This window comes from Flavobacterium bernardetii (assembly GCF_011305415.1).
Classification (GTDB): Bacteria; Bacteroidota; Bacteroidia; order Flavobacteriales; family Flavobacteriaceae; genus Flavobacterium; species Flavobacterium bernardetii.
Genome location: NZ_JAANOQ010000018.1, coordinates 1 through 6,445 on the forward strand (window position 1 = coordinate 1; position 6,445 = coordinate 6,445).

The following is a 6,445-nucleotide window of genomic DNA, read 5'->3' on the forward strand; positions in this document are numbered from 1 at the left end:
GATAAAATTTCTTGCGAGAAATAAACGTGAATTTACTACAAAATTCGCAATCTTGCCAAACGCCTGTTGTGTGCTGTATTTTTATTTAATTCCACTTTTTTAGTAATTCACTTGCAACTTCTTTTACAACATCTTCATCACTATTTAGAAATGTTTCAATTTCCTTTTTCGCTTTTTCTCCTTTTATCATTGCTAATGCTTCTAAATAGGTTCTTGAATTTAAATCACTTTCTTTTCTGGTTTCTTCACAAACTTTAATCAATAAATCGACTGAAGTTATATCTTTTAATCTTCCCAATCCTAATGCAACATCATATCTTATTGAAAAATCTGATTTTTCATTTTTTAGAATTTTTTTGAAAAGTTCTTTATATTTTTCTAGTGGATAAGATGTCAAATACTCTATTGAACTTCTTTCCCAATCCAAATCCTCTCCGCTATTTTTATATATTTTTTCAAATGTACTTTGTTGATTATTTATATTATTTTCAATAAGTAAATTTACTAAAGCAGTTGTTCTATATTCTTCATCATTTATTAAATTAGGCAAAATATCAAGTATTTTTTGATTCTTATTTCCTTTTAGAGCATCAGCACTCCAATATCTTATAGAAGAATTTTGATGCTTTAAAAATCCAATTAAAATATTAGTGCTTTCAATGTCATTTCTTCCTTGTAATGCTCTAACTAATTCTTCAATTATTTTTTCGTTTTTGCATTCTATTAATGTATTTTGAATATTTGGTAATAACTCCTCAGAATAAATTAAACGATTATTGGGAACTGAAAAATAATAATCACTTGATACTTTTTTTGTTTTTAATAATTCTAGCCAAAACTTTATATTTTCAATTTTCTTTGATTCAAAAAAACAATCTAGTAATTCATCTGAAATACTGTCTTTTTGAGTAGTTAAAGATTTTAGATATTCGTTATCACTAATTGTTGGGCTATTGGCTAAAGCTTGTAAAGCAATTTTTTTTGTTTTGTCATTGTCTAAAAAAGGTTTAAAAGTTTCTAACAAATTTCCCATTTGAAGTTCTTTTACAGTATAAATTGCATAACCTTTTATATTCATATCCCAATTTTTAACAGAATCTAAAACAATCTTCTCTGTTTCAGGATTTTTTCCTGTTTGAGATAGTATTTGAATAGCTAAAATTTTGGCTTTTAAACTTTCGCTATTATATCTTTTGTATGCTGTTTCTTGTAAACTATTCTTGTCTAGTTTAACAAATAAAGGCAACATATGTGCATCTCCAAAGTTTTCGTTTTCTACTAAAAAATCAAAAATTTCTGTAGTATGTTTAGTTTTTAAATTGAGTAATGACATTCCACACCAAATCAAATTGCCTTTTTCTTTTTCAGTTTTTAATTTGTTTAGTAAAATATCTTCTTTTGTTATGTCATTTGAAGCACCAATGATTAAATATGAAAATATTCGTTGAAAAGAATTATCAGAATTTAACATATTATCTATGTTCTCTTTATATAAATTATCATTCTTAAAATCACTCAAAGGAAAAGTATATAAATTTTCACCTTTTAAGTTTGAAGTTAATTGTGTAATATCACTTTGTGGTGTTAAAAGGTGAGGATATTTAGAAAATAAATCATTTAGATTTTTTTCATTAAATGCTTTGTCTAAAGACAATTTGAAATCATTTTTAAAATTCGTTAAATCTTGACTTTGAACTTTTGCGTAAAAAGTCAAAAGAAAAATTGTAATAATTATTTTTATTTTCATTTCTATTTTTTTCGTCATTTCGGAGAATATAGCACACAACGTTCCGGCGCTTGGCGAGGTTGCGAAGTTCGGAACCGATTATTTTCTATCAAAGATAAAATTTCTTGCGAGAAATAAACGTGTATTTGCTACAAAATTCGCAATCTTGCCAAACGCCTGTTACCTGACTTTTTTTCTTATTTTTCGAAACATCTTTCTAACTTTTTCATCGCTATCAAATTCCATTTCGGTTAATATTTCTTTACATAAAACATCATTTTCATATAAAACCTCTAAAATATCATCTCGATGTAATCCACAATTCATTTTGTGATATATTTTTTCTAAAGGTTCTTTACATTCTTTTACTTTATTTGCTTTGTAAATATCTAAAAAGCCAAAAACAATTGAATGTATATAATCGTAATCGTCTGATTTGTCTGCAATATTATTTAAAATTTTATAATCTCCAATTTCGTAATTGCCAACTAAAAGATTTAAGTAATCCGTAGTATTCTTTTCGGATTTAAGTTTATCAATTGCAATATCTCTAATCTCTTTTGCAGAAAAATATTGTAAACATTCAAAAGCATATTCATTCAATCTTGAATTTTTCGGACTTTTACTGTTTGCTATATTTAAGATTGGTTGATAATCAAAAGGAAATTTTCTTTTTGAAAAAAAACTTAAATAATGTTCTTTGCGAGTTATATTTTTCTCGATTAAAAACTCATTTGCCAATTTTTCAACTTCATTTACTGAAAGTTCATTTGCTTTTTCACGAGAAATAAAGAAAAATTTTTCACTATCGATTTTTTCTTTTACAATTTCGTATGTAAAACGTTTTATTTTTTTTCTTCTTGGAATTTTCCAATTATGTTCCAATATTGATTTATAAAAAATTCCAATAAATATATTTTCTTTACTAGCTTTTTCTATTTCTTTGTAAACATCAATTTGTTTGTTTTCTTTTTGAAAATAGTCAATTCTCCAACTGTCTTCATAATCATCTACATCTTTGCTTAATATTTCTCCAATAATTTCTGCATATTTGAGTACTCCGTTTATGCCATCAATTTTCATCATTTGACTTTGTCCACAAATTTCATATCCATCAATAATATTTTTTTCAAAGCGTTTGTATAAAGCATCTTTTGCCTTTAAATTTCCGTGTTTATGGAATAAAACAGCTAAATCACACAATTGATCAAGTCCATAGTCATCAGTTTTTTTGCTTACAAGTTTAGTCAGAATTGTAGAAGTTATTTTTTCTTTTTTCTTTGATTTTTGGATTAATTTAAAAATATAATTTGCGCGACTTCCTTCGGATTGGGCATCATATGCGAAATTTTCAACAGCTCCTTTTACAATTAAATCACTAAAATCAATGGAAGGATTTTGTTTGAGAATAAGATATGTTTTTCCTGTTCCAAGTTTTAAGGAATTTAAGAACTGATTTCTAATTTCGTCGTTTTCGGTCATAAAATGTCAGGTAACGTTCCGGCGCTTGGCGAGGTTGCGAACTTCGGAACCGATTATTTTCTATCAAAGATAAAATTTCTTGCGAGAAATAAACATGAATTTACTACAAAATTCGCAATCTTGCCAAACGCCTGTTGGCAGTAGTTGTTTTTATTTACCAAAATCTACTTTTTTTAGTTTTCCATTTTCATCTATTATGAAATCATAAGTTTCATAACTAAACACAACAAGTTCTGGTTTTTTTAAATTACATAAAATTCTAAATCTATTAATGATTTTATTATTTTTTGTAATAGAAGTTTCCCAATTTGCTAATCTCAATGAAGTAAACTTTTTTTGTTTTTCAATCATTTTTTTTGCTTCAATAACTTTAATTGGTATTTCTTCAAACTTAATTTTTCCAATTTCAAAACTATTATAAACTTCAGGTTCAATTTTTAATTTTAGTAATTGTTTTTGTTCTATTGGATTTTCCAAATTTTGTTCCACTAAGGTTTGAGAATAAGTTTTATCATTTTCTTTAAAGTATATTGTCGCATCATGAAAAGTTGAAACCAATGTTGGCTCGAAAAAAGATGAATAAGTGTTTATTTTTAAATAATGAACTCGTTTTTTACTGCCAAAAGTTTCAATAATTTTTTGTTTAGTATTTTCTGTTCCATTATTAGTTTCTAAATTAAAATCTTGGTTACAAGAAACAAATATCAAATTTGAAATTATTGAAAGTATAAAAAAGATTTTTTTCATATGTAGCTTGGTTTACAATTACTGCCAACGTTCCGGCGCTTGGCGAGGTTGCGAACTACGGAACCGATTATTTTCTTTTAAAGATAAAATTTCTTGCGAAATGTATACGTGAATTTACTACAAAATTCGCAATCTTGCCAAACGCCTGTTGTGCGTTCGTAATTTTAATCTACAGCTTCTCTTCCTTTTTTGTAAATCCCTAAACTTCTTGTTTTTATAAATCCGTTTTTTTGAATTTTAACATCAATCAATTCTTTACTCAAAGGGAATTCGTGATATTTCATTAAGCGTAATTGATAGCCATTTTCAATTTTTTTGTATTGTCTCGCTTTTAATTCAGTGTCTAATTGATAACCATAAGTGCGGGCTAAAAGTATAGCTTCTTCTATGTTATCAATATCTCCAATAAAGTTCCTTAATTCTTCATCTGTTCGGATATATTTTACTTTTTGGTTTTCAATTATTGTCACATAATTACAACGATAACTTGGATGTCCACCTTCAAATATTCCATATGGTTTAAATTTTTCGGTTATACTTTTCTTCAATATTTTATTTCCACCTTCTTTTAGAATAGTTTGACTTATTTTTCCGTCACCATATCTTTCATAGTAAGTTGAATATGCCCAATAATTGAAATTTTCATTAGGTATAATTTTTTTTCCAATACTATCTAAATAATTATATTTTAAGCTATAGTTAATTTTTTGAAATTTCGAATCGATTAGTTTGTCCTCATTTTTTTTGGAACAAGAAGCTAATAAAACAAAAAGTAAGATTATAATTCTCATATTTACGTATTTTCGGTATTATGACGCACAACGTCCCGGCGCTTGGCGAGGTTGCGAACTTCGGAACTGATTATTTTCTATCAAAGATAAAATTTCTTGCGAGAAATAAACGTGTATTTACTACAAAATTCGCAATCTTGCCAAACGCCTGTTAGCGGTTCGGCAGTTTATTTATTCCGTATGTCCATTCCAATAGATTTCAATTGTCTATTCCAAATTTAGTTGTTTTTTAAAACCTATAACCTAATTGAATACCAAATCTTGCAACTTGATCGTGGTCAGTTTTATCAGCATTAAATAAGAGTTTTCCCCAACCAGCATTAACTTCAATGATAATGCCGCTTTTGGTAACCCATTTACTACCTAAACCTATACCAAGTGAATAGTCAATTACATCAGACCCTTTAGTAAATGTCAAATTATCGCTTGTATCATATATTTTTTTTCCATCAATTGAACTTAACATTCCAAATCCTTCTACAAAAAAACCTGAAGCATATTTTTTTCCAAGGTATCTTCTGTAATATTGTGTAATCATATAATTTGTATCTTCATTTGAATTTTTGTTATTAAACACAAACAATCCAGTAATACCTAATGATGACTTATTGTTTAAGTTTCTTTCATAGGTAGCTTCGAAAGTTCCAGCTAAAGGCGTCAATACATTCACTTTCACTTCATTTTGTTTTTCATTTTGTGGGATATCATTTTGCGCATTAACAGCAAAAAACGAAAATAACATTGCAATGATTAAGTACTTTTTTTTCATAATATAAGTTTTATTGTTCACGGCAAACTTATATTATTTCGGTCTAATAAATGTTAATAAAAACTATCAAGCAAGTTAAATTTAATACAATTTTTCAGCTTAAAAAAATGTTTCAATCATTTTTTTTTACGTTCCAACACTGCTGACCGCTAACGTTCCGGCGCTTGGCGAGGTTGCGACTTCGGGACTGATTATTTTCTATCAAAGATAAAATTTCTTGCGAGAAATAAACGTGAATTTACTACAAAATTCGCAATCTTGCCAAACGCCTGTTAGCGGTTCGGTCGTGTTAAAACGAAATTATGTATTTAGTACTTTTCCTTTTTTTCTTGTTTCATATATGTTTTCAAATTCAATATACATTATAGAATTAATGAATATGAAAATTATAGCATACCAAAATCCATAATAATTACTTAACCAACTTGATGCGCCAAATGAATGTGCAATCAAAACAAAAAGTGCAAAAAATTTCAGTTTTCTATTTGATAGTTTAAGACCTATTATTCCAATCAAGATTAACCATAAAGCACAAACTATAAATATTCCAGAAGTGTGATTTGCCATCATAAACGCTCCAATTGGATTTCCTTCATTTGCTTTACTTAAATTTCCTTTCCAATATTCGTCAGATTGATTTATAATTGTGATAATAATGTCAAATATGCAAGTCCAATATGCTGGAATTAATAAAATTAATTTTGAGTTCAGTATTTTCTCTTTCATTGAATATAGTTGTTATTTGATTTATTTTTTTTACGTTTTTAATATTTCAATTTTCTGATTTTCAACGCGAAAAACGTTTTGCTTTTACAATTTTGGTTTTCTGAGTAATGCTCGGTTTCGACTGACCGCTAACGGGCCGCGGCTTGCTGAAGTGGCGACTTCGTAAATTATTATTTGATGCTAAGATACAATTTCTTGCGAAAG

General features: G+C 27.5%; 6 protein-coding genes. All 6 read right to left on the reverse strand.

Going from position 1 to position 6,445, the window contains the following annotated elements; genetic code table 11:
* Positions 1 to 85: 85 nt before the first annotated feature.
* Positions 86 to 1,747, reverse strand: a complete 1,662-nt coding sequence (locus G6N05_RS15270; protein ID WP_166131776.1) for a HEAT repeat domain-containing protein — start codon at positions 1,745 to 1,747, stop codon at positions 86 to 88.
* Between the two features lie 159 nt (positions 1,748 to 1,906).
* Positions 1,907 to 3,208, reverse strand: a complete 1,302-nt coding sequence (locus G6N05_RS15275; RefSeq protein ID WP_166131779.1) for a hypothetical protein — start codon at positions 3,206 to 3,208, stop codon at positions 1,907 to 1,909.
* 150 nt (positions 3,209 to 3,358) lie between these two features.
* Positions 3,359 to 3,955, reverse strand: a complete 597-nt coding sequence (locus G6N05_RS15280; protein WP_166131782.1) for a hypothetical protein — start codon at positions 3,953 to 3,955, stop codon at positions 3,359 to 3,361.
* Positions 3,956 to 4,119: 164 nt separating this feature from the next.
* The gene (locus G6N05_RS15285; RefSeq protein ID WP_166131785.1) at positions 4,120 to 4,746 is read right to left on the reverse strand and encodes a hypothetical protein; all 627 of its coding nucleotides are present in this window, start codon (positions 4,744 to 4,746) and stop codon (positions 4,120 to 4,122) included.
* Positions 4,747 to 4,975: 229 nt separating this feature from the next.
* Positions 4,976 to 5,515: a DUF3575 domain-containing protein gene (locus G6N05_RS15290; protein WP_166131788.1), complete on the reverse strand. Its 540-nt coding sequence runs from the start codon at positions 5,513 to 5,515 to the stop codon at positions 4,976 to 4,978.
* A 300-nt stretch (positions 5,516 to 5,815) separates the two neighbouring features.
* A complete protein-coding gene (locus G6N05_RS15295) occupies positions 5,816 to 6,241 on the reverse strand; it encodes a hypothetical protein (RefSeq protein WP_166131791.1) in 426 nt (141 codons plus the stop codon).
* Between the last annotated feature and the right edge of the window lie 204 nt (positions 6,242 to 6,445).